This is a genomic window from Streptomyces sp. PTY087I2, from assembly GCF_001687325.1.
In the GTDB taxonomy this organism is placed as follows: domain Bacteria; phylum Actinomycetota; class Actinomycetes; order Streptomycetales; family Streptomycetaceae; genus Streptomyces.
Map to the genome: position 1 here is coordinate 259,689 of NZ_LZRD01000019.1, position 21,204 is coordinate 280,892.

Sequence of the window (21,204 nt, forward strand, 5' to 3'; positions counted from 1 at the left end):
CTCCGGCGAACACAGCAGTCAGAAGGGGGCCGAGTGTGACCGCTGAGGCCATAGAGACAGGCCCCCGCACGGGCGACGGCAGCATCGCCGGGACCGTCGGCGACCGGCCGTTGCGCATCGCACTCCTCACCTACAAGGGCAATCCGTTCTGCGGCGGCCAGGGTGTGTACGTACGCCACCTCGGGCGGGAGCTCGCGCGGCTCGGGCACAGCGTCGAGGTCATCGGCGCGCAGCCCTATCCGGTGCTCGACGAGGGCGTTCCGCTGACCGAGCTGCCCAGCCTCGACCTCTACCGGCAGCCCGACCCGTTCCGTACGCCGAAGCGCGGCGAGTACCGCGACTGGATCGACCTCGCCGAGGTCGCCACCATGTGGACCGGCGGCTTCCCGGAACCGCTCACCTTCAGCCTGCGCGCCCGCCGCCACCTGCTCTCCCGGCGCGGTGAGTTCGACGTCGTCCACGACAATCAGACCCTCGGCTACGGGCTCCTCGGCGACCTCGGGGCCCCGCTGGTGACGACGATCCACCACCCCATCACCGTGGACCGCAGGCTCGACCTGGCCGCCGCGACGAGCCGCCGCCGGCGCGCCTCCGTACGCCGCTGGTACGCCTTCACCCGCATGCAGAAGCGGGTCGCCCGCAAGCTGGACACCGTCCTCACCGTCTCCGGCTCCTCCCGCGACGAGATCGTCGAGGACCTCGGCGTACGCAAGGACCGGATCAGCGTCGTCCACATCGGCGCCGACACCGACCTGTGGTCGCCCGACCCCTCCGTCCCCGAGGTCCCGGGCCGCATCGTCACCACCTCCAGCGCCGACGTCCCCCTCAAGGGCCTCGTCCACCTCGTCGACGCGCTCGCCAAGCTCCGTACCGAGAACCCCGCCGCCCACCTCGTCGTCGTCGGCAAGCGCGCCGAGGACGGGCCGGTCGCCCGCGCGATCGAGCGGCACGGGCTCACGGACGCCGTCGAGTTCGTCAAGGGCATCAGCGACGCCGAGCTGGTCGACCTGGTGCGCGGCGCCCAGGTCTCCTGCGTGCCCTCGCTGTACGAAGGTTTCTCGCTGCCCGCCGCCGAGGCCATGGCCACCGGCACCCCGCTCGTCGCCACCACCGGCGGCGCGATCCCCGAGGTCTCCGGCCGCGACGGGGAGACCTGCCTCGCGGTGGCGCCCGGCGACGCGGACGCGCTGGCCGGGGCGCTGGCCCGGCTGCTGGCCGACCCGGAGCTGCGCGCCCGGCTCGGCGCGGCGGGCCGCGACCGGGTGCTCGCCAACTTCACCTGGGCCCGGGCGGCCGCCGGAACGGCCGAGCTGTACCGTCAGGCGATCACCGCCCGCGGAGTCCGCAGGTGACCGCCGGCTCCCCGGCGGCCGTACGCCCCCGGGCGACCGCGGACCCGCTCGTCACCACCCGTACCTCCGACCTCGAAGGCAGGCCCTCGTGCTGACCGTCGACTTCACCCGCTTCCCGCTCGCTGCCGGCGACCGAGTGCTCGACCTGGGCTGCGGTGCCGGCCGGCATGCCTTCGAGTGTTACCGGCGCGGGGCGCGGGTCGTCGCCCTCGACCAGAACGGCGAGGAGATCCGCGAGGTCGCCAAGTGGTTCGCCGCGATGAAGGAGGCCGGCGAGGCCCCCGAGGGCGCCACCGCCACCGCGATGGAGGGCGACGCCCTCAACCTGCCCTTCCCCGACGACTCCTTCGACGTCGTGATCATCTCCGAGGTCATGGAGCACATCCCGGACGACAAGGGCGTCCTCGCCGAGATGGTCCGGGTCCTCAAGCCGGGCGGCCGGATAGCCATCACCGTTCCGCGTTACGGCCCCGAGAAGATCTGCTGGACGCTCTCCGACGCGTACCACGAGGTCGAGGGCGGCCACATCCGCATCTACAAGGCCGACCAGCTCCTCGCCCGGATCCGTGAGGCCGGACTCAAGCCGTACGGCACCCACCACGCGCACGCCCTGCACTCGCCCTACTGGTGGCTCAAGTGCGCCTTCGGCGTCGACAACGACAAGGCCCTGCCGGTGCGGGCGTACCACAAGCTGCTGGTCTGGGACATCATGAAGAAGCCGCTCGCGACCCGGGTCGCCGAGCAGCTCCTCAACCCGGTCGTCGGCAAGAGCTTCGTCGCGTACGCCACCAAGCCGCACCTTCCGAAGGCCGAGGCGTGAGCACCCCCGAACAGACCGAACACCTCGTTCTGCCGGGTGTCCTGACGGCATCCCAGGCCGCCGAGACGGTCGCCGCGATCGCCGCCGTACAGCGGGAGGACGGGGCGCTGCCCTGGTTCCGGGGGCATCACCTCGACCCGTGGGACCACACCGAGGCCGCGATGGCCCTGGACGCGGCCGGCGAGCACGAGGCGGCCGCACGTGCCTATGCGTGGCTCGCCCGCAACCAGAACGGCGACGGCTCCTGGTACGCCGCCTACCACGACGGCGATCCGCTCCGGCCGACGGACCGCAGCCTGGAGAGCAACTTCGTCGCGTACGTCGCCGTCGGCGTCTGGCACCACTACCTCGCCACCGGCGACGACGCGTTCGTCGACCGGATGTGGCCCACGGTCTACGCGGCGGTCGAGTTCGTGCTCCGGCTCCAGCAGCCCGGCGGCCAGATCGGCTGGAAGCGGGAGTCCGACGGCACCCCGGTGAACGACGCGCTGCTGACCGGCTCCTCCTCGATCCACCAGGCGCTGCGCTGTGCGCTGGCCATCGCCGAGCGCCGCGAGGAGCCGCAGCCCGACTGGGAGCTGGCGACCGGGGCGCTGGCGCACGCGATCCGCAGTCACCCCGAACGTTTCCTCGACAAGAACCGCTACTCGATGGACTGGTACTACCCGGTCCTCGGCGGCGCGGTCACCGGGGCCGAGGCCGCCGCCCGCATCCAGGAGGGCTGGGACCGGTTCGTCGTCCCCGGCCTCGGGGTGCGCTGCGTGCTGCCCAACCCCTGGGTGACCGGCGGCGAGAGCTGTGAACTCGCCCTGGCCCTCTGGGCGACGGGCGAGTCGGACCGGGCCCTGGAGATCCTCCAGTCGATCCAGCATCTGCGCGCCGAGGGCGGCATGTACTGGACGGGGTACGTCTTCGAGGGCAACAAGGCCGTCTGGCCCGAGGAGTTGACCACCTGGACGGCGGGCTCCCTGCTCCTCGCGGTGGCCGCCCTCGGAGGGGACGAGGCGACCACCGCGGTCTTCGGGGGCGAGCGGCTGCCGGTCGGCCTGGAGCCGGACTGCTGCCGCTGAACACCGCCGGACACGCCCTGGGGCGGGCCCGGTTCAGCGACGGACCCGGCCCGCCACGGCGTGCCCGATGAAGAGGTAGACGGCCGCCGCGAGACCGTAACCGGCGACGACGTTCGCCCACGCCCGGTCGAACGTGAACAGGTCGTACGACCAGCCGGCCAGCCAGCGGGCCGCGTCGTGCACCCACTGCACGAAGTCGTTGCCGCGGTTGGCGTCCAGCAGGTACATCAGGATCCAGAGGATGATGACGAAGGCCAAGATGTCGGCCACGACGGCGATGACGCGTGCCGCTGAGCTGCTTCCTGAACGGGTTCTGGGAGACATGGAACTCTGGTTGCCGCTTTACGCAGGGTGAAACCCGGACGGCCCGCACCGAGTGGCGGCCGCCGGGGGAGCAGGTGAGTCTGGGCGGGAGTGCCGAGGTCCGTCACTCTCGGTCAGGAGGCCCCGCCGTGCCCCGTTCCGTACCGCTCCGCCGCACCCTGGCCGCGCTGCTGCTGTCCTGCGCCCTGGTGGCGGGCGCCACCGCGTGCGGCGGCTCCGACGACACCTCGGGCGGCACCGCCGCGAGCGCCTCGGCTGCGGCTGATCCGTCCGTCTCCGTCTCCGCCTCGGCCGAGAAGCAGCGGCTCGCCAAGACCCGGTTCGTCGCCAACGCGGGGCTCGCGGCGGGGGCGACGTACCAGTGGATCGTGAAGCCGTACCGCGCCGGTACCTTCAAGAAGGGCGCGGAGGGGCGGCGGCTCGCGCTCGTCAAGGCGGGCCTGGCGGGCGGCTTCGCCTACAACCGGCTCAAGGCCGCGGCGGAGAACGCCAAGGGCGACCCGCTGCTGTCGAAGGCCGTCGCTCCGCTCACCGCCGGGATCGAATCCCTCAAGGGGCTGGGGACGAAGCTCCGCAAGGGCGAGGCGGGGGAGGGTGACGTGGGCGCGTTCGAGAGCGTCATCGAGAGCATCAAGAACGCGGGCAAGGACGCGGGCGCCGAGGTGAAGGACAAGGTTCCCTCCACCTCCCAGCTGACCGGGTAGCGCCTGTGGCCGGTGTTGTCCGGTCGGCGGACAACACCGGTCGGATATCGGGATGATCATCCCGGGTTCCGCTGGTTAAGGTGCCGCATGATGTCTCTCTCCCACGACCGCTACTGCGACGAGATCCTGGCGCAGACCGACGCCCTGCGCGCGGTGCTGACCGGTGCCGATCTCACCGCGACCGTCCCCAGCTGCCCCGACTGGACCCTCCGCGAGCTCGCGGTGCACGTCGGCGGCGCGCACCGCTGGGTCGGCGAGATGGTCCGTACCCGGGCCACCGAGGAGTTCCCGGAGGACAAGGTGCCCGGCTTCGGGGGTCCGGACGACGAGGACCCGGCCGCGCTGGACGCCTGGCTCGCCGAGGGCGCGGCCGCCACCGTCGCCGCGCTGCGGGAGGCCGGGCCGGACGCCGAGGTGTGGACCTGGGTGACGGAGCAGCGTACGGGCTTCTGGGCGCGCCGCATGACGCATGAGACGGCCGTGCACCGGGCGGACGCGGCGCTCGCCGCCCGCGCCCCGTACGAGGTCGACGCCGAGGTGGCCGCCGACACCATCGAGGAGTGGCTGGGCATCGTTGCCCTGGCCCAGGAGGAAGGCGACCCGGAGGCGGCCGAACTGCGGGGCGGCGGGCGCTTGTTGCATCTGCACGCCACCGATGTGCCCGGCGCGGAGTGGCTGATCGAGTTCGGCGACGACCGCTTCACCTGGCGGCACGCGCACGAGAAGGCCACGGTCGCGCTGCGCGGCCCGCTCACCGATCTGATGCTCGTCTTCAACCGCCGCCTGGAGCCGACCAGTTCACGGGTCGAGGTGCTGGGCGACGCGGCCCTGCTGGACTTCTGGCTGGACCGCTCGTCGTTCGGCTGACCGGCCTCGCCTAGGAGTTGAGCTCCGCCAGGACCCGCAGTGTGTGCGGGTCCGGGGCGGTGACGAGCAGATCCGTCACCGGGCCCTTGCGCCACAGCTCCAGCCGCTCCGCGATCCGGGCGCGCGGCCCGATCAGCGAGATCTCGTCGGCGAACGCGTCCGGCACCGCCCGCACCGCCTCCTCCTTGCGGCCCCGGAGGAACAGCTCCTGGATCCGCCGGGCCTCCTCCTCGAACCCCATGCGGGCCATCAGATCGGCGTGGAAGTTACGGGCCGCGTGCCCCATCCCGCCGATGTAGAAGCCGAGCATCGCCTTCACCGGCCACAGCCCCTCGGCCACGTCGTCGCAGACGTGCGCGCGGGCCATCGGCGCGACCATGAAACCCTCCCGCAGTCCGGCCAGCGAGGCGCCGTAGACGTCGGTGCGCAGCGGCGACCAGTACAGCGGCAGCCAGCCGTCCGCGATCTCCACCGTCTGCGCGATGTTCTTCGGACCCTCCGCCCCCAGCAGGACCGGAAGCGACGCCCGCAGCGGATGCGTGATCGGCTTCAGCGGCTTGCCGAGGCCGGTGGCGTCCGGACCGTCGTACGGGTGGGAGTGGAAGCGGCCCGCCAGCTCGACCGGCCCCTGCCGCGCCAGCACCTGCCGGATCACCTCCACGTACTCCCGGGTCGCGGTCAGCGGGCTCTTCGGGAACGGCCGCCCGTACCACCCCTCCACCACCTGCGGCCCCGACAGACCGAGGCCCAGCAGCATCCGGCCGCCGGAGAGATGGTCCAGGGTCAGCGCGTGCATGGCCGTCGCGGTGGGGGTGCGGGCCGCCATCTGGACGATGCCGGTCCCCAGCCGGATCCGCGAGGTGTGGGCGGCGATCCAGGTCAGCGGAGTGAAGGCGTCCGAGCCCCAGGCCTCCGCCGTCCACACCGAGTCGTAGCCGATCCGCTCGGCCTCCTGGACCAGGGCGAGCTGGCCGGGGTCCGGGCCGCGGCCCCAGTACCCGAGCGCGAGTCCGAGCCGCATACCGTTCCCTCCAGCCATGACTGACGGTACGTCAGATGTATGGGTGCGGAGTGGACTGTACGACAACGGCCCCCCGCCCGGAAGGGCGAGGGGCCGCGCTGTACGCGTCGGGATCAGCCGCGCTGGATGCCCGTCGTGTCCTGGAGGACGCCACGACGGCCGTCCTGCGTCTGGGCGATCAGGCTCTGGCCGCGCTGCTCCACCGCGAGATACCAGGTGCCCGGCGCCAGTTCGGCGATCGGGTTCGGCGAACCGTCCTCGCCGTACAGCGGGCGCGCCACCGGAACGGCGAACCAGAACGGGGTGAAGTCACCCGCCGGGGCCGCGCCGCCCTGCGCGGGCTGCGGGGCCTGGGCCTGCTGCGCCTGCGCCTGGTCGGCCGGGGCGGGCTGGCCCTGCTGGGGCGCGCCCGGGTAGCCGTAACCCTGGCTCGGCTGCGCGCCGTACGGCGCCTGCTGCTGGCCGCCCGGGAAGCCGTAGCCCTGGCCGGGCTGTGCACCGTACGGCGGCTGGCCGCCCTGCCCCGGACCGGCCGGGCTGAGCAGCGGGGCCTTGAGGAAGGGCACCAGCGGACCGGCGATCGCGCCACCGGCGAGCACGATGGTGGCGAGCAGGCCGAGGATCAGGCCGGCTCCGGCGTTGTTGATGTCGATGATCGTCCAGAAGGCGGTCCACAGCGCGAAGACGCTGAGCGCCGCGCCGAACTGGCCGAGATCCAGCCCGGCGACCTTGCGGCCCGGCATCGCACGGCTCACGATCAGCAGCGCCGCCGCGATGACGCCGGCGAGGTAGACGCTCATCAGGATGCCGAGAGCGTCCCAGGCGTTCGGGCTGTCGAACCGGGAGCAGTCGATGCCCTGCGGGCAGTCGTAGCTGGAGAAGTCGAGGAAAGAGGCGATGAACAGCACGACCGCTGCTCCGATCACCACGCCGTCGCCTCGTGTGAGGGATCGGATATTCACGTGAAGGTCCTTAGTCGGTCGTCTCGTCGGGGCGGTCGTCAGTCGGTCGTCTCGTCGGGGCGGTCGTCGCTGCCGCCGGTGCGGCTCGAAGCTCGGGATCGGCTCCCCATCGTACGGATGAATCTATCGTCTGCCCGGGCGGGTTGCCCCCGAGCCCGGATGATGAGCGGGTATCCCCCCAATATCACCGCAGAACTACCCCTTCAGGTAGCTGGTAATGCCGTCGGCCAGTCCCTGGGCCGCCTTCTGCCGCCAACGCGCGCTGGTGAGCAGTGCGGCGTCCTTCGGATCACGCATATTGCCGCATTCGACGAACACTTTGGGCACGGTCGACAGATTCAGTCCACCGAGATCATCGCGGGTGTCCAGACCGGTATTTCCCCCGAGGTAATTGGAAGGTGCGCTTCCGGTCGTGCGCGCGAAGTGTCCCGCGATCCTCGCGCCGAGATCGGCGGAACTCTTCACGATCTTCGAGGTGTCGGCGCCGCCGCCCTTGACCCCGGCGGGCAGGATCACATGGAAACCCCGGTTGCCCACCGCGGATCCGTCGGCGTGCACCGAGACCACCGCGTCGGCCTTCGCCTCGTTCCCGATCCGGGCCCGCTCGTCGATGCACGGCCCGAACGGCCGGTCCGCGTCGTGCGTCAGCCGGACCCGGGCGCCCTCGGCCTCCAGCAGCGCGCGCAGCCGGTGGGAGACGTCGAGGGTGAACCGGGCCTCCGCGTAACCGTCGTTGGTGGCCGTCCCGGTCGTGTCGCACTCCTTGCGGCCGGTGCCGATGTCGACCTGCTCGTTGATCTCCCGGGTGTGATCCCGGTTACCCGGGTTGTGGCCGGGGTCGATCACCACGGTCCGGCCGGTCAGCGGGCCCTTCGGCAGCGGCTTCGCGGAAGCGGAAGCGGAGCCGGAAACGGAAGGGGAAGCGGAGCCGGAGACGGTCGGCTCCGGCTGCTTCCCGGTCGGCGTCGGGGCCGCCGATGTCGCGGCCTCCCCGCCGGGCCGGGGCGAGGCCGCACCGTCCTCGCCGGTTTCCTGGCCGCCGCCGCATCCGGCTGCGGTCAGGCATACGGCGGCCAGTGCGGCGGCCACGGACAGGGGCCGGGCGCGGCGGGTGGAGGGAGGGCTGTCGTCGTACGGCACGCGGCGATGCTACCCACCCGGCCGTCGGGGCGGCCCGCTGCAAGGGCCCGGGCCCCGGTGCCGTACCGCTCGGATGCCCGGTCTCGTACGGCTCAGATCCCGGCGCCCGTGCGGCGCAGCACGCGCAGCGAGTCCGTCACCGACACCTCCGTGAACGCCCCGGAGGCCAGCGCCCGCCGGTAGATCCGGTACGGGGCCTGCCCGCCGTCGGCCGGGTCGGGGAACACGTCGTGGATCACCAGCAGCCCGCCCTCGACGACATGCGGGGCCCAGCCCTCGTAGTCGGCGTTCGCGTGCTCGTCGGTGTGCCCGCCGTCGACGAAGACAAGCCCGAGCGGCCCGCTCCACACGGCGGCGACCTGCGGGGAGCGCCCGACGAGCGCCACCACGTGGTCCTCCAGGCCGGCCCGGCGCAGGGTGCGGCGGAAGGTCGGGAGCGTGTCCATCAGCCCGACCTCCGGATCCACCACGCTCGGGTCGTGGTACTCCCAGCCCGGCTGCTGCTCCTCGCTGCCCCGGTGGTGGTCCACGGTGAGCGCGGTCACCCCGGCCGCCCGCGCCGCGTCCGCCAGCAGGATCGCGGAGCGCCCGCAGTACGTGCCCACCTCCAGCAGCGGCAGCCCGAGCGCACCGGCCTCGGTGGCGGCCGCGTACAGGGCGAGGCCCTCGTGGACCGGCATGAACCCCTTGGCGGCCTCGAACGCGGCGAGGATCTCCGGCCCGGGTCCGGCGGGTCCCGTGGGCGCGGCGGTTCCGGCGGCGGACGCGGAAGCGGAAGCGGCGGCGGACTCGGCGGTCACGGGGTTCCTCCAGTTTGGTACAGGTGGGGCGGGGCGGCTCAGGGGCCGATCGACGGCGACCCATCGTGCCGTACGTTCCGGCCGGCGGCCTCGGCGGGGGCCGTGGCGGCGACCGGGGTGACCGGCGCGGGGGAGGCGGCGGGGCCCGGCCCGGTGTCCGCGCTGCTCGCCAGGAGCACCGGGTGCGCGGAGGGCCGCTGCGAGGGCAGGAACGCCGCCAGTACGAGGCCGATCAGCACCGCGCCCGTGGCGATCAGGAACGAGATCCGGAATCCTTCCATGGACGGCACCTCGACCGAGCCCATGGTCACGGAGGTGTTGGCCAGCACCATGCCGATGACGGCGCTCGACACCGAGGTGCCGATGGACCGCATCAGGGTGTTGAGGCCGTTGGCCGCACCGGTCTCCGACGGGTCTACGGCGCCGATGATCAGGGCGGGCAGCGAGGAGTAGGCGAGGCCGATGCCCGCGCCGAGCACCACCGCGATCAGCACGGTCTGCCAGGCGGCGGAGAGCAGCCCGAGCCCGGCCCCGTAACCGAGCGCGATGACCAGCATGCCGAGCATCAGCGTGGTCTTCGGGCCGTGGCGGGCCGAGAGCCGGGCGTACAGCGGGGCGACGAACATCATCGTCACGCCCAGCGGGGCCACGCAGAGCCCGGCGACCACCATGGACTGCCCGAGGCCGTACCCGGTCGACGTGGGCAGCTGGAGCAGTTGCGGAAGGACCAGGGAGACCGCGTAGAAGGCGACCCCGACCATGATCGAGGCGAGGTTGGTGAGCAGCACCTCACGGCGGGCGGTGGTGCGCAGATCGACCAGCGGCGCCGGGGTGCGCAGTTCGAACAGGCCCCACAGCACCAGGGTGGCCACGGACGCGGCGAGCAGCCCGAGCGTCGGCGCCGAGGTCCAGCCCCAGTCGCTGCCCTTGGTGATCGGCAGAAGAAGGAGGACCAGGCCGAGCGAGAGTCCGAGGGCGCCGAGGAGGTCGAAAGAGCCGGGTGCGCGCAGCGGGGGTTCGGGGACGAGCGTGTACGTGAGCGCCATCGCGAGCAGGCCGAGCCCGGCCGACCCGAGGAACAGGACGTGCCAGTCCGCGTGCTGGGCGACCAGCGCGGCTACGGGCAGCGCGAGCCCGCCGCCCACGCCGATGGACGAGCTCATCAGCGCCATCGCCGAGCCGAGCTTCTCGCGCGGCAGCTCGTCGCGCATGATGCCGATGCCGAGCGGGATGGCGCCCATCGCGAAGCCCTGGAGCGCGCGGCCGGTGATCATCACGATCAGATCGTCGGTGGAGGCGCAGGTCAGCGAGCCGATCACCATGACGGCCAGCGAGGCGAGCAGCATCCGCCGCTTGCCGTACAGGTCGCCGAGCCGGCCCATGATCGGGGTCGAGACGGCGCCCGCGAGCAGGGTGGCGGTCATCACCCAGGTGGCGTCGGCCGGGGCGGTGTCCAGCAGGACCGGCAGATCCTTGATGACCGGGACGAGCAGGGTCTGCATGACCGCGACGGTGATGCCCGCGAAGGCGAGGACGGGCACGATGCCGCCGGAACGCCGCGCTTTCGGCGGCTCGGGAAGCTCCTGTATGTGCCGTGTCTGTCGCGTCCGTCGCATGCGTGGGGCCTCCCGGGCGGCCGTCGGTCACCCGGGCTCCCCCCAAGTGTGTGCAGGGTGAACGCTTCTGGGACGTCCTTCTATTCCGGCTGTTCGGGTCCGGATCCGGTACCTTCCTGACCTTCCGTCGAATTGGAACGTGTTCTACTCTTGCGCCGTTCCAGTGGCTGCGACTGGCGGAGACGCGCATGGGTACGGGCATGGGCAGGGGTACGGCTATCGGTACCGGCATCGGGATCACCGAGGAGCACCGCGCGCTGGCGCACTCCGTACGGGGGTGGCTGGCCCGCGCCGCACCCCCCGGCGAGGCGCGCGAACTCCTCGACGCGGACGGCCCGGCCGCCGCCGGTGCGCGCCCCGCGCACTGGAAGGCGCTCGTCGCTCAAGGGCTCACCGGCATCCATCTGCCCGAGGCGTACGGGGGTGGCGGCGGGGGCCTGCTCGACCTCGCCGTCGTCCTGGAGGAGGCCGCGTACGGATCGCTCCCCGGCCCGTACCTCGCGACCACGCTGGTGGGCGCGGTGCTGCGGCGGGCGGTGAGCCCCGGGACCGGTGACCTGCTCCGGGCGCTGGCCGCCGGGGACCGCACCGCCGCCTTCGCCCTCACCCCCGGCACCCTCATCGCCACCCCCACCGCCACCCCCACCGCGACCGGCCACCGCCTCGACGGCAGCGCCCCGCCCGTCCTGAGCGCCGACGCGGCCGACCTGCTCCTGCTGCCCGCCGCCACGCCCGACGGCGAGCGCTGGTTCCTCGTGGACGCCGGGGCCGAAGGGCTCACCGTGCGCCCGCACCGCAGCGTCGACCCGACCCGGCCGACGGCGGAGGTGCGGGCCGACGCCGTTGACGTACCGGCGGACCGGGCCGTGCCGATCGACGACCCGGGGCTGGTCCGCGACCTGGCCGCCGTCCTCCTCGCCGCCGACGCCTGCGGCACCGCGGCCCGGAGCCTGGACACCGCCGTCGCCCACGCCGCCGTACGCGAACAGTTCGGGCGGCCCATCGGGGCGTTCCAGGCGGTCAAGCACCTCTGCGCCGACATGCTGGTCCGCCTCGAACAGGCCCGCGCCCTCACCTGGGACGCGGCCCGCGCGGCGGACGAGGAGACCGGGGTCAAGGCGACCGTGGGCGAGGAGACCGGGGCCGGCGCGCGCGGGCTCACCGCCGCGCTCGCCGCCGCCACCGCCCCGGAGACCGCGTACACCTGCGCCAAGGACGCCCTCCAGATCCTCGGCGGCATCGGCTTCACCTGGGAGCACGACGCCCACCTCCAGCTGCGCCGCGCCGTCCTCGCCCGCCAGCTCCTCGGCCCCGCCGACACCCACCGGCTGCGCGCCGCCCGCCTCGCCGAGGCCGGGGCCCGCCGCGAACTCGCTCTGGAACTCCCCGCCGAGGCCGCCCGCCACCGCGCCGGGGCCCGCCCCCACCTCGCCGCCGCCCGGGGCCTCGCACCCCGCGAGGCCCGCCGCGCCCTCGCCGCCACCGGCTACGCCGCCCCGCACCTCCCCGCCCCGTACGGGCTGGACGCCGGACCCGTACAACAGCTCGCGATCCAGGAGGAGTTACGCGAGCAGGGGATCCGGCTCAGCGATCTGTCCATCGCCACCTGGGTGGTGCCGTCGCTCATCGCGTACGGCACCGAGGAGCAGCGCGAGCGCTATCTGCCGGCCACTCTGCGCGGCGACCTCCAGTGGTGCCAGCTCTTCTCCGAACCCGACGCCGGATCCGATCTCGCCGCGCTGCGCACCCGTGCCGTACGGACCGACGAGGGCTGGCGGATCACCGGGCAGAAGGTCTGGACGAGCGCCGCCCGCACCGCCGACCACGGCATCCTGCTGGCCCGCACCGACCCGGACGCGCCCAGGCACCGCGGGCTCACGTACTTCCTCGTCGACATGAAGAAGGCCCGGGGCATCGACATCCGGCCGCTGAAGGAGATCACCGGTCGATCCCTCTTCAACGAGGTGTACTTCGACGACGTGCTCCTCCCCGCCGACGCCGTCGTCGGCGAGGTCGGCGGCGGCTGGCGGGTCGCCCGCAACACGCTCGGCAACGAACGCGTCCACATGGCCGACCAGATGACCTTCGACAGCGGTCTCGAAGCGCTGATCGCCCGCTCGGCCGGGCTCGACGAGACCGTACGCGCCCGGATCGGAGCCCTCGCCGCCGAGGCCCACGCGCTCGCCTGCATCGGGCTGCGCACGACCCTCCGGCAGGTCTCCGGCCGCGAACCCGGCGCCGGGGCCTCGGTCCGCAAGCTCGTCCAGACGCTCCACCAGCAGAAGGTCGCCGAACTCACCCTGGAACTCCTCGGCCCGCAGGGCGCGGTGGACGAACCGGCGGCGGGGGAGCGGGCCCTCCACGGCTTCCTGATGTCCCGCTGCCTGACCATCGCGGGCGGCACCACCCAGATCCAGCTCAACGTCGTCGCCGAGCGCATCCTCGGCCTGCCCCGGGACTGAACAGCCCTGCCAACACGAGGAGTCGGAAAAGATGAAGGCCTACATCGTCGGCGTCGGCATGACGAAGTTCGAGAAGCCCGAGACCCGCGACTGGCAGTACTGGGACATGGTCCGCGAGGCCGGTACCGCCGCCCTGGCCGACGCCGGGGTCCGCTACGACCAGGTCGAACACGTCCCCGTCGGCTACTGCTTCCAGGCCTCCACGGCCGGACAACGAGCCGTCTACGAACTGGGGTTGACCGGCGTCCCCGTCTACAACGTCAACAACAACTGCGCCACCGGCTCCACCGCCCTGATGTTGGCCCGGCAGTTCGTCGAGGGCGGCGGCAGCGACTGCGTCCTCGCCGTCGGCTTCGAGAAGATGGCGCGCGGCTCGCTGGGCGGGGGCTCCGGGGGAGGCGATTTCGCGACCTCGCCCGTCGCCCGGCACTACGGGATCATGGCGGCGGGCCACGGATTCGTGAACGCCCCGCCCACCGCCCAGATCTTCGGCAACGCGGCCCGCGAACACATGGAGCGGTACGGGACGACGCCCGCGCAGCTCGCCGCCGTCGGGGCCAAGAACCACCGGCACTCGGCGCACAACCCGTACGCCCAGTTCCAGGACCCGTACACGGTGGATGAGGTCTTGGCCTCCCGTACCGTCCACGACCCCCTCACCAAGCTCCAGTGCTCGCCCACCTCCGACGGTGCGGCGGCGGCCGTCGTGGTCTCCGAACGGTTCGCCGAGCGGCACGGACTGGGGGAGCGGGCGGTGGAGATCGCCGCCCAGGCCATGACCACCGACACCGACGCCTCCTTCGCCTCCGGCAGCTGCATCGACGCGGTCGGCGCCCCGATGACGAAGGCCGCCGCCGAGCAGGTGTACGCCGCGTCGGGCCTGGGCCCCGACGACCTCGACGTCATCGAGCTGCACGACTGCTTCTCCATCAACGAACTCCTCACCTACGAGGCGCTGGGCCTGTGCGGCGAGGGGGAGTCCGGCAAGCTCGTCGCGTCCGGGGCCACCACCTACGGCGGCCGGTGGGTGGTGAACCCGTCCGGCGGGCTGATCTCCAAGGGCCATCCGCTGGGCGCCACCGGCATCGCCCAGGCCGCCGAGCTGACCTGGCAGCTGCGCGGCGAGGCCGGAGCCCGCCAGGTCCCCGGCGCGCGGACCGCCCTCGCCCACAACATCGGGCTCGGAGGGGCGGCGGTGGTCACGCTCCTGCGGCGCGGGGCATAGGTCCGCTACCGGTGGCCGGGTCCCGCCCGCGCAGGATGTCCCGGTGGCCGGGCCCCGTCCGTGCAGGACGTCCCGGTGGCCGGGGCGGTGTAGGACCTCCGTCCCGGTGGCCGGGGCGGTGTAGGACCTCCGTCCCGGTGGCCGGGGCGGTGTAGGACCTCCGTCCCGGTGGCCGGGGCCCGGGACCTGGATCCGATACCCGATGTACGGGCCACGCGACGCCTGCGACCATGGCCGTCATGCCCGATGTCTCCGCGCCCGTCTCCGCCCCGCCCGCCTCCTCCCGAATACGGCCCAGCGCCTGGGCCGTCGTGCTCGCCGCCTGCACCGGCCAGTTCCTCGTCGTCCTCGACGTCTCCGTCGTCAATGTGGCGCTGCCCTCCATGCGGGCCGACCTGGGGCTGAGCGCGGTCGGCCTCCAGTGGGTCGTCAACGCCTACTCGATCGCGTTCGCCGGGTTCATGCTCCTGGGCGGGCGGGCCGCCGACATCTACGGGCGCAAGCTGATGTTCCTCGTCGGGCTCGGCCTCTTCACCGCCGCCTCCCTCGCGGGCGGCCTCGCCCAGGAGGGCTGGCAGCTCCTCGCCGCCCGCGCCGCACAGGGCCTCGGGGCCGCCGTCCTCGCGCCCGCCACCCTCACCATCCTCACCGCGGCCGTGCCCGAGGGCCCCGCCCGTACCAAGGCGATCGGCACCTGGATGGCGGTCGGGGCGGGCGGCGGCGCGGCCGGCGGGCTCATCGGCGGGGTCCTCACCGACGCCCTCTCCTGGCGCTGGGTCCTCCTGATCAACGTGCCCATCGGCGCGCTCGTCCTGATCGCCGCCGCCCTGCGCATCACCGAGGGCCGCGCGGGCGACCGCCGCCGCGTCGACCTGCTGGGCGCGGTCCTGGTCACCGCGGGCCTCGCCGCCGTCGCGTACGGCATCGTCCAGACCGAGGCCGAGGGATGGACGGCCGCCGCGACCCTCGTGCCGCTGCTCTCCGGGCTCGCCCTGCTGGCCGCCTTCGTGCTGGTCGAGGCGCGGACCGCCGTCCCGCTGGTCCCGCTGCGCGTCTTCTCCGTACGGGCCGTCTCCTCGGCCAACGTGTCGATGCTGCTCATGGGGTCGGCGACCTTCTCCATGTGGTACTTCATGACCGTGTACGCCCAGAACGTCCTGGGTTACACGCCGTTGCAGGCCGGTCTCGCGCTGATCCCGACCTCGGCCGCCGTCGTCATCGGCTCCAAGCTGGCCCCGCGCCTCATGGTCCGCACCGGGGCGAAGAGCCTCGCCGTCGCCGGGGTCCTGATCACCGCCGCGGGCTTCGGCTGGCAGTCCACGATGGGCGTGGACGGCTCCTACCTCACCGCGATCTGCCTGCCCGGCGTCCTGATGATGGCCGGCGCCGGTCTCGCCTCCACCCCGCTCGCCACCCTCGCCACCTCCGGCGCGGAGCCGGGCGACGCCGGACTCGTCTCGGGCCTGGTCAACACCTCCCGCACCATGGGCGGCGCGCTGGGCCTCGCGGTGCTCTCCACCGTCGCCGCGGCGCGCACCGCGGGCTCCGGCGACACGGCCGAGATCACCGCCGGATACGCCATGGCGTTCCGTACGGCGAGCGGCGTGCTGCTGGCCGGGGTGATCGTGATGCTGCTCTGGCTGCCGAACCACCGCACGCCCCGCCCCACGCCGTAAGCCTCCGGTATCTGACGAGACGTCAGCACTCTTCCCAACTTCCGGGGCCTGCGTTATACATGGGCCATCGGCATCGGCTAGAACGCGTTCTAGAGAGGGCGTGCCCTGTCGGTCTCCGCGCGACCTCGGTGCGGCCGGCGGTGCGGACAGCCGCGCCGAGGTCTTTCCATGAACAAAGGACACCCAGGACCATCAAGGAGCTGCTTCGTCATGCCCATTGATGTCTCAGCGGCCCTCGCCGCCGAACCCCGCCGGGCCGAGATCGGCTGGGACCACAAGGACGTCCAGCTCTACCACCTCGGTCTCGGCGCGGGCATCCCCGCCACCGACCCCGACGAACTCCGCTACACCCTGGAGTCCCGGCTCCAGGTGCTGCCCAGCTTCGCCACCGTCGCGGGCGCGGGCACGGCCGCCTTCGGGGGGATGGGCGCGCCGGGGATCGACGTGGACCTCGCCGCGGTCCTGCACGGCGGCCAGACCGTGCGCGTCCACCGCCCGATCCCGGTGACCGGCCGGGCCGTCCAGACCTCGAAGGTCGCGGCGGTGTACGACAAGGGCAAGGCCGCCGTCATCGTGCTGCGTACCGAGGCGGGCGACGACGACGGTCCGCTGTGGACCAACGACGCCCAGATCTTCGTCCGCGGAGAGGGCGGCTTCGGCGGGGAACGCGGACCGTCCGACCGCCTCGCCGCGCCGGAGCGTGCCCCCGACCGCACGGTGGAGCGGCGCATCCGCGAGGACCAGGCGCTGCTGTACCGGCTCTCCGGCGACTGGAACCCGCTCCACGCCGACCCCGCCTTCGCCAAGCTCGCCGGGTTCGACCGGCCGATCCTGCACGGGCTGTGCACGTACGGCATGACCCTCAAGGCCGTCACCGACACCCTGCTGGAAGGTGACGTCTCCCGGATCACCGCCTACCGCACCCGGTTCGCCGGAGTGGTCTTCCCCGGCGAGACCCTCCGTATCCGGATGTGGGCGACCGGGGACGGCCGCGTCCAGGTGACGGTCACGGCCGCCGAGCGGGACGACGCCCCGGTCCTCGCCGACACGCTCGTCGAACACTCCTGAACCCGGCACCACCCATTCTTGGCAGCCAATTCGAGGGAGCCGCAGCCATGCGCGCAGCCGTACTGCACGAGATAGGCCAGGAGAAGCTCGAAGTCCTCGACGACGTCGAGGCGGTGGGCTTCGGCCCGGGAAAGGTCAGGCTCCGCATCCGGGCCACCGGCCTCTGCCACTCCGACGTCTCCGCGATGAGCGGCGTCCTCCCGCAGCCCGCCCCCTTCATCCCCGGCCACGAGGGCGCGGGCGAGGTCGTCGACGTCGGTGACGGGGTGACCGGGCTGAGCGCCGGTGACCGGGTCCTCGTCTGCTGGCTGCCCGCCTGCGGGGACTGTCCGTCCTGCAAGCGCGGCCAGACCCATCTGTGCCTGGCGGGCTTCATGAACGCGGGCACCCCCAACTTCAAGCGCCCCGGCGGGGACGTCTTCGGCTTCGCGGGCACCGGCACCTTCACCGAGGAGGTCGTCGTCGGCGCGGGCTGCGCGGTGCCGATCCCCGACGACGTACCGTTCGAGATCGCCGCCCTGATCGGCTGCGGGGTCACCACCGGGCTCGGCGCGGCCATCAACACGGCCCAGGTGGAGGCCGGTTCGTCGGTCGCGGTGATCGGCTGCGGCGGCGTCGGCATCTCCACGATCCAGGGCGCCCGGGTTCAGGGTGCGGCCCAGATCGTCGCCGTGGACCCGGTCGCCTCCCGCCGCGAGGCCGCCCTCCGCTTCGGCGCCACCGAGGCCGTCGCCCCCGACGAACTGGCCGACGCCAAGCAGCGCATCACCGGCGGCGAGGGCTTCGACTACGTCTTCGAGGTCGTCGGCAAGTCCGCCACCGCCCGCACCGCCTACGAGACCACCCGGCGCGGCGGCACCCTGTGCGTCGTCGGGGCCGGGGCCATGGACGACACCTTCCAGGTCAACATGTTCGAGCTGTTCTTCGACGAGAAGCGCATCCTGCCCTCCATGTACGGCGGCGGGGACGTCCTGCGCTCCTACGAGCGGGCCATCGCGCTCTGGCGGGCGGGCCGCATCGACCTGGAGTCCATGATCACCCACCGGGTCCGGCTGGACGGGATCAACGACGCCCTGGACCAGATGCGTACGGGCGAGGCGCTGCGTACCTGCATCGAGCTCTGAACCCCGCCCGCATCCGAGGAAGCCGAGGACCGTGATGTCACTTCCCCTCCCGCTGGACGGGCTGTCCGCGATCGTCACCGGCGCGGGCCGCGGCCTCGGCCGCGCCGAAGCCCTCGAACTGGCCCGCCTCGGCGCGGCCGTCGTCGTCAACGACTACGGGCAGCCCGGCCGCGACGGCTCCGGCGAGGCGTCCGCCGCCCCCGCCGAGGAGGTCGCCGCCGAGATCCGCGCGGCCGGCGGCCGGGCCGTCGCCCACCTCGGCGACGTCTCCGACCACGAACAGGCCCGCGAACTCGTCGAGTCGGCGATCTCGGCGCACGGCCGGCTCGACATCCTGGTCAACAACGCGGGCATCCTGCGCGACCGGATGGTCTTCTCGATGACCGAGGAGGAATGGGACTCCGTGGTCCGCGTCCACCTCAAGGGCCACTTCAACACCACGCACTTCGCCGCCGCCCACTGGCGCGCCCGCTCCAAGGAGACCGGCGGTCCGGTCTACGGGCGGATCGTCAACACCTCCTCGGAGGCGTTCCTCGCGGGCTCGGCGGGCCAGCCCAACTACGCGGCGGCCAAGGGCGGCATCGTCGGCCTCACCACCTCCACCGCGCTCGCCCTCGCCAAGTACGGCGTCACCGCCAACGCCATCTGCCCGCGCGCCCGGACCCGGATGACCGAGGACGTCTTCGCGGGCTTCCAGGAACCGGCGGACGGCACCCTCGACCCGCTGGCGCCCGAGCATGTCTCCCCGCTCGTCGGCTATCTCGCCTCACCGGCGGCGGCCGGCGTCAACGGTCAACTGCTCGTCGTCCACGGGGGGATGGTCGCCGTCGTCGAACGGCCGAAGGTGGCGGCCCAGTTCGACGCGGCGAAGGAGACGTTCACCTTCGCGGAACTCGACGAACTGCTCACCCCGTACTACGCGGACCGGCCGCCGAACGAGACCTTCGCCGCCGCCGAGGTGCTGGGGCTGAAACGGGGGTAGACGGGGTCGCTGTGTCGGCCGTACGTGCGGGGCCGGAGCGCGGTAGCCGGATCCACCGTACGTACGGGGCCCGGATCAGCGGTGGCCGTGTCCGGCGTACGTACGGGAGGGCCCGGACCGGCTGCTCTCCGCCGGTCCGGGCCCTCCCGTCATGCGCTGTGCGACCGTTCGGCCGCTCGGCGGCTCAGGCCGCTGTGGATTCCGCCTCGGCGGGCCTGCGGTGGCGGCCGTGCGGCTGCGCCGACGTGTTCTCCGTCGACGCACCCCCTCGGTGCCGCCCGGAACCGCCGGTTCCGGCCCCCTCGGCCGCCCCCGCCGGACGCTGCTGGGTCGTGTCGGTCCGTGTCTCGGACATGTGGGAAGTCACCCCGTTGTGTTCGCTTGCCTGTGTCGCGCCTACGTGTGCCGCAAGCCCCGCCACCGTCACCCGACCCGGTCACCGTCGGTACCCGCCCGGAACGGTCGCGTAGCCCCGGCCCCGAATTCAATCAGGTCGAGCGGCTCCGTGCAGAGGCGCCTGCCCCAACGGAACGGGCTTGCACACAGCAGGACCGGCGTCGGCGGCGGACGGTTCCCCTCCGCCTTCACCGCCACCCGTACGGCCGGTCACGGAGGAGGGTTCCACGTCCTCGGGCGCCTCCAGCAGCGCCACGCCGCAGGGCGTCGCCCCGTTCGCGTACGGCAGGCGCAGCACGCCGTCCCGGCTCCAGTACCCGGCGCCCGGCACCCAGCCCAACGGGGCCGCGAACTGGTGCAGTTGCCGGCCCGCCGGACGCCACACGCCAACCCAGCTGCCCGGTGCCCCGTCGATCCGCAGCGCCACCGCGCAGCTCTCCGGCATCAGCATCTGGCCCGGCTGCACCGCGAACGGCGTGACCGCCACGTCCGGGAGGCGCAGGCACTCGGGGAACCTGACGGGCAGGCAGCTGCCCAGTACGCCCCAGCCGAGCCGGTCGTGGCCCGGGGCGTCGGAGCGGAGCAGCAGCAGCCCGCTGTCCGGGTCCGCGAGCAGCAGCCGGTCGTCGCTGCCCGGGGCGATCTGGAGCAGCGGCGTCACCGCGCCCCGCCGCCCGAGGTCGACGGCGACCGCCTTCACCGGCCCGCCGCCCGGCTCCTGCCGGTCCAGCGCCAGCATCCGGCCCTCCCGGTCCAGCCACACCCCGCCCGAGCAGCGCCCGGGAATCCGCGCGACCTCCTCGGGCCCGGACGCGCCGCCCGCCACCAGCCACAGCGACGCGTGGTCCTCGCCCGCCGCCAGGGCGTACACGCACCGGCCGTCCGGCGACGGCGGCAGCAGGGTCATCTCGGCGTACCCGACCGCGCCCAGCAGGAGTTCGCCGGTCCCGGGTCCGGTCGGGTAGAGCAGCGAGAACATCTGCCGGTCCGCCACCCTCCGCCGGATCAGCACCCGCCCGTCGGTGAGCGGGGCCACCTCGGAGTCCGGCTCCTCGGGCTGGTCGAGGGGGAGGGGCACCGCATACGGCTCGGGCCCGTCCAGCGTCCACCGCTCGGGATACCAGGCGCGCTCACCCGGCGGCCCGGGAGCGGCGGTGAGCCGGGCGGCGTAGGAGCCGTCGGTGGTGAGCGTGAGGCCGCCGGGGAGCGGGGCGTTGTCGATCGGTGCGGTGTCGATCGGTCCGTCGCCGGCCGGCGCGTCCGGTGCGTCCTCGGCCGGTACGTCGTCGGCCGACGCCTCCGGCCCGCGCGCGGCGGCCGTCGTCCCGGGCCCGGGGCCCGGTCCCGCTTCCTCGGTGGCTTCGGGACGGCCGGATTCGGCCGCCCCGGCGGGCTCCGCGAGGTCGCCGGACCCCTCCGGGCCGGCCTCCGGATCGGGCTCCACTTCCGGCTCCGCTCCCGGTTCCGCTTCGGGGTCCGCCGGCGCGGCGGCCCCGGCGGATCCACCCTCGATGGCACAGGCAGTCATGGACTCGTCACCTCCGGCTACGAAAGCTAGTTTTCGCACTTCCAGCCGAACAACACGAGCCACCGCA

At 73.2% G+C, this 21,204-nt stretch carries 19 protein-coding genes; 11 read left to right on the plus strand and 8 right to left on the minus strand.

Going from position 1 to position 21,204, the window contains the following annotated elements:
* The first annotated feature begins 35 nt into the window (after positions 1–35).
* From A3Q37_RS22050 to A3Q37_RS22060, 3 genes are all read left to right on the plus strand, one after another.
* On the plus strand, positions 36–1,352 hold the full coding sequence (locus A3Q37_RS22050) for a glycosyltransferase family 4 protein (protein ID WP_065487337.1): 1,317 nt from the start codon (positions 36–38) through the stop codon (positions 1,350–1,352).
* An 88-nt stretch (positions 1,353–1,440) separates the two neighbouring features.
* Positions 1,441–2,172, plus strand: coding sequence for a class I SAM-dependent methyltransferase (locus tag A3Q37_RS22055; RefSeq protein ID WP_065487338.1), 732 nt, complete (start codon positions 1,441–1,443; stop codon positions 2,170–2,172).
* On the plus strand, positions 2,169–3,242 hold the full coding sequence (locus A3Q37_RS22060) for a prenyltransferase (RefSeq protein WP_065487339.1): 1,074 nt from the start codon (positions 2,169–2,171) through the stop codon (positions 3,240–3,242). Before A3Q37_RS22055 ends, A3Q37_RS22060 begins: the two co-directional genes overlap by 4 nt.
* A 33-nt stretch (positions 3,243–3,275) precedes the next feature.
* Here A3Q37_RS22060 and A3Q37_RS22065 read toward each other — a convergent pair whose 3' ends face one another.
* Entirely contained in the window at positions 3,276–3,566 is a 291-nt protein-coding gene (locus A3Q37_RS22065) for a hypothetical protein (protein ID WP_079137920.1), read from the minus strand.
* A 128-nt stretch (positions 3,567–3,694) separates the two neighbouring features.
* Here A3Q37_RS22065 and A3Q37_RS22070 point away from each other — a divergent pair, with 128 nt between their 5' ends.
* A complete protein-coding gene (locus tag A3Q37_RS22070) occupies positions 3,695–4,270 on the plus strand; it encodes a hypothetical protein (RefSeq protein WP_065487341.1) in 576 nt (191 codons plus the stop codon).
* 87 nt (positions 4,271–4,357) lie between these two features.
* Positions 4,358–5,137: a maleylpyruvate isomerase family mycothiol-dependent enzyme gene (locus A3Q37_RS22075; protein WP_065487342.1), complete on the plus strand. Its 780-nt coding sequence runs from the start codon at positions 4,358–4,360 to the stop codon at positions 5,135–5,137.
* Positions 5,138–5,147: 10 nt separating this feature from the next.
* On the opposite strand, the gene A3Q37_RS22080 is transcribed toward A3Q37_RS22075, so the two are convergent.
* The 5 genes from A3Q37_RS22080 to A3Q37_RS22100 form a co-directional block, all read right to left on the minus strand.
* Positions 5,148–6,158 (minus strand): LLM class F420-dependent oxidoreductase, encoded by a 1,011-nt coding sequence (locus tag A3Q37_RS22080; RefSeq protein WP_065487343.1) that lies wholly within the window; start codon positions 6,156–6,158, stop codon positions 5,148–5,150.
* 113 nt (positions 6,159–6,271) lie between these two features.
* The gene (locus tag A3Q37_RS22085; RefSeq protein WP_065487344.1) at positions 6,272–7,120 is read right to left on the minus strand and encodes a DUF5336 domain-containing protein; all 849 of its coding nucleotides are present in this window, start codon (positions 7,118–7,120) and stop codon (positions 6,272–6,274) included.
* 195 nt (positions 7,121–7,315) lie between these two features.
* Complete coding sequence (locus A3Q37_RS22090) at positions 7,316–8,260, minus strand: N-acetylmuramoyl-L-alanine amidase (protein ID WP_065487345.1); 945 nt, start codon at positions 8,258–8,260, stop codon at positions 7,316–7,318.
* 92 nt (positions 8,261–8,352) lie between these two features.
* Positions 8,353–8,940, minus strand: a complete 588-nt coding sequence (locus tag A3Q37_RS22095; protein WP_255311901.1) for a class I SAM-dependent methyltransferase — start codon at positions 8,938–8,940, stop codon at positions 8,353–8,355.
* 158 nt (positions 8,941–9,098) lie between these two features.
* The gene (locus tag A3Q37_RS22100) at positions 9,099–10,676 is read right to left on the minus strand and encodes an MFS transporter (RefSeq protein WP_065487346.1); all 1,578 of its coding nucleotides are present in this window, start codon (positions 10,674–10,676) and stop codon (positions 9,099–9,101) included.
* A 188-nt stretch (positions 10,677–10,864) separates the two neighbouring features.
* On the opposite strand from A3Q37_RS22100, the gene A3Q37_RS22105 reads away from it, so the two are divergent.
* The 6 genes from A3Q37_RS22105 to A3Q37_RS22130 all read left to right on the plus strand — a co-directional run bounded on the left by A3Q37_RS22105 (position 10,865) and on the right by A3Q37_RS22130 (position 19,213).
* The gene (locus tag A3Q37_RS22105; RefSeq protein WP_065487347.1) at positions 10,865–13,138 is read left to right on the plus strand and encodes an acyl-CoA dehydrogenase; all 2,274 of its coding nucleotides are present in this window, start codon (positions 10,865–10,867) and stop codon (positions 13,136–13,138) included.
* A gap of 31 nt (positions 13,139–13,169) precedes the next feature.
* Positions 13,170–14,363: a lipid-transfer protein gene (locus tag A3Q37_RS22110; protein WP_065487348.1), complete on the plus strand. Its 1,194-nt coding sequence runs from the start codon at positions 13,170–13,172 to the stop codon at positions 14,361–14,363.
* Positions 14,364–14,593: 230 nt separating this feature from the next.
* The gene (locus A3Q37_RS22115) at positions 14,594–16,039 is read left to right on the plus strand and encodes an MFS transporter (protein ID WP_065487349.1); all 1,446 of its coding nucleotides are present in this window, start codon (positions 14,594–14,596) and stop codon (positions 16,037–16,039) included.
* A 210-nt stretch (positions 16,040–16,249) separates the two neighbouring features.
* Positions 16,250–17,107 carry a MaoC/PaaZ C-terminal domain-containing protein gene (locus tag A3Q37_RS22120; protein WP_065487350.1) on the plus strand — a complete coding sequence of 286 codons (858 nt, stop codon included), beginning with the start codon at positions 16,250–16,252 and terminating at the stop codon, positions 17,105–17,107.
* 47 nt (positions 17,108–17,154) lie between these two features.
* The gene (locus tag A3Q37_RS22125; RefSeq protein WP_065487351.1) at positions 17,155–18,231 is read left to right on the plus strand and encodes a Zn-dependent alcohol dehydrogenase; all 1,077 of its coding nucleotides are present in this window, start codon (positions 17,155–17,157) and stop codon (positions 18,229–18,231) included.
* A gap of 34 nt (positions 18,232–18,265) precedes the next feature.
* Positions 18,266–19,213, plus strand: coding sequence for a 3-oxoacyl-ACP reductase (locus A3Q37_RS22130; RefSeq protein ID WP_065487352.1), 948 nt, complete (start codon positions 18,266–18,268; stop codon positions 19,211–19,213).
* A gap of 184 nt (positions 19,214–19,397) precedes the next feature.
* On the opposite strand, the gene A3Q37_RS37300 is transcribed toward A3Q37_RS22130, so the two are convergent.
* Positions 19,398–19,568: a hypothetical protein gene (locus tag A3Q37_RS37300; protein WP_176711477.1), complete on the minus strand. Its 171-nt coding sequence runs from the start codon at positions 19,566–19,568 to the stop codon at positions 19,398–19,400.
* Between the two features lie 129 nt (positions 19,569–19,697).
* A complete protein-coding gene (locus A3Q37_RS22135) occupies positions 19,698–21,137 on the minus strand; it encodes a hypothetical protein (protein ID WP_065487353.1) in 1,440 nt (479 codons plus the stop codon).
* Between the last annotated feature and the right edge of the window lie 67 nt (positions 21,138–21,204).

Coding starts and splice junctions, on each gene's coding strand:
- A3Q37_RS22065 (WP_079137920.1), bottom strand. CDS start 3,566: ATGTCTCCCAGAACCCGTTCAGGAAGCAGCTCAGCGGCACGCGTCATC.
- A3Q37_RS22075 (WP_065487342.1), top strand. CDS start 4,358: ATGATGTCTCTCTCCCACGACCGCTACTGCGACGAGATCCTGGCGCAG.
- A3Q37_RS22080 (WP_065487343.1), bottom strand. CDS start 6,158: ATGCGGCTCGGACTCGCGCTCGGGTACTGGGGCCGCGGCCCGGACCCC.
- A3Q37_RS22095 (WP_255311901.1), bottom strand. CDS start 8,940: ATGCCGGTCCACGAGGGCCTCGCCCTGTACGCGGCCGCCACCGAGGCC.
- A3Q37_RS22100 (WP_065487346.1), bottom strand. CDS start 10,676: ATGCGACGGACGCGACAGACACGGCACATACAGGAGCTTCCCGAGCCG.
- A3Q37_RS22105 (WP_065487347.1), top strand. CDS start 10,865: ATGGGTACGGGCATGGGCAGGGGTACGGCTATCGGTACCGGCATCGGG.
- A3Q37_RS22110 (WP_065487348.1), top strand. CDS start 13,170: ATGAAGGCCTACATCGTCGGCGTCGGCATGACGAAGTTCGAGAAGCCC.
- A3Q37_RS22115 (WP_065487349.1), top strand. CDS start 14,594: ATGGCCGTCATGCCCGATGTCTCCGCGCCCGTCTCCGCCCCGCCCGCC.
- A3Q37_RS22120 (WP_065487350.1), top strand. CDS start 16,250: ATGCCCATTGATGTCTCAGCGGCCCTCGCCGCCGAACCCCGCCGGGCC.
- A3Q37_RS22125 (WP_065487351.1), top strand. CDS start 17,155: ATGCGCGCAGCCGTACTGCACGAGATAGGCCAGGAGAAGCTCGAAGTC.
- A3Q37_RS22130 (WP_065487352.1), top strand. CDS start 18,266: ATGTCACTTCCCCTCCCGCTGGACGGGCTGTCCGCGATCGTCACCGGC.
- A3Q37_RS37300 (WP_176711477.1), bottom strand. CDS start 19,568: ATGTCCGAGACACGGACCGACACGACCCAGCAGCGTCCGGCGGGGGCG.
- A3Q37_RS22135 (WP_065487353.1), bottom strand. CDS start 21,137: ATGACTGCCTGTGCCATCGAGGGTGGATCCGCCGGGGCCGCCGCGCCG.